This is a genomic window from Oleiphilus sp. HI0086, from assembly GCF_001635225.1.
On record NZ_LWFZ01001098.1, the window covers coordinates 1 to 1211 of the forward strand.

The window sequence follows — 1211 nt, forward strand, 5'->3', positions numbered from 1 at the left end:
AATACGGCTTTCCCGGCTTGAATCCCGGCGATACCTGGTGTCTATGCGCGGTTCGTTGGTTGCAAGCTCAAGAAGATGGTATGGCACCCAGAGTTCACTTAACTAAAACGCACATAAAAGCCTTGGAAGTCATTCCCTTGGAGCGGCTAAAGCCTTATGCGGCAGACCTAAATTAAGTCTCTGTCTCGGTGCTTGCAGCACTTTTTGACTGATCTAGACGGCCTAAATAATAGTGCTCTATTAGAATAGAAGCGATAAGGGAACACCAAGTTTCTATGTTGGTTTGAGTGCTAATTGGCGAACGTGCGATTAATTTTCTAAGTAAATGGCTAGAAATACCCTGATCAATCAATGCTCGTTGATAACTTAGTGGATGCCAGGTCAAAGAGCTCATTCAAAGGTGCGATAGCTGCGCTCGCCAGTTGAAAGAAATCTGCTCCTGAACGACTATCTACCGAAGAATTGAGCAGCTTGGTTTCGATAAAGCTCTGTAGTTCGGAGATTTTTGTTTGAGCGTTTTTAATCGCTGAGGTCGAGTGCTTATCATCTAGAATGATCACTCTTTTTTCGCCGGGCTTTCTTTCAAGAAAAACCTTATTTAGCGATTCAAACTGAGTGCTTACACGGTCATTCAAGTACTTCAATTTTATTCGGTCTAGAGCTGAACTCTTTCCTTCGGAAACAATACCCATACCGATGGCTCGGGTTTGGCCTATTGATTCAATCGTATCGAGTAACTCCTTCCATATTACATCTAAGCCTGCTTCACGAGATAATGCTACGAGCAGACTATTCTTTTCAGTTTGGTTTTCAATCAAATAGAGCAGATTTGTGATGAGTCGGTTATGTTGGTCGATATTGTTGTTTGCTTCAATTGTTAGGGCACGTGTTTCAAGTCGCTGCCAATGACTTGATATACCTTCAAATAACTTGTCTTTTGTCAGTGATGGGTGATTGCTAACTAATGATGCCCATAGTTTGTTAACGTCTGCTCTCACGGTTTTTATATCTGCTTGTAATGTTTTCTCACCGTGAAGATAGCCTGTGGTTAAGCCGCGATGTTTTTGAATTTGAATCAATAAGCTTTTGAGTGAATTGAGCTGCGCCAAACAGTTTTTAAGTTCCAGTTTTTCGGCATGTTTTTTTCGATTGGTACTAAACCAAACCAGCACACTTGCAATGACTATGAGGACTAAGGAGAGGGTAATGAT

Annotated in this window: 2 protein-coding genes; one reads left to right on the forward strand and one right to left on the reverse strand. The window is 41.7% G+C overall.

Annotated features, from left to right (window positions below; all coding sequences use genetic code 11):
* On the forward strand, positions 1-176 hold a 176-nt coding region (locus A3756_RS26220; protein WP_156490615.1), incomplete at its 5' end, for a DUF2237 family protein.
* 168 nt (positions 177-344) lie between these two features.
* Here A3756_RS26220 and A3756_RS19485 read toward each other — a convergent pair.
* On the reverse strand, positions 345-1211 hold an 867-nt coding region (locus tag A3756_RS19485), incomplete at its 5' end, for a nitrate- and nitrite sensing domain-containing protein (protein ID WP_197481394.1).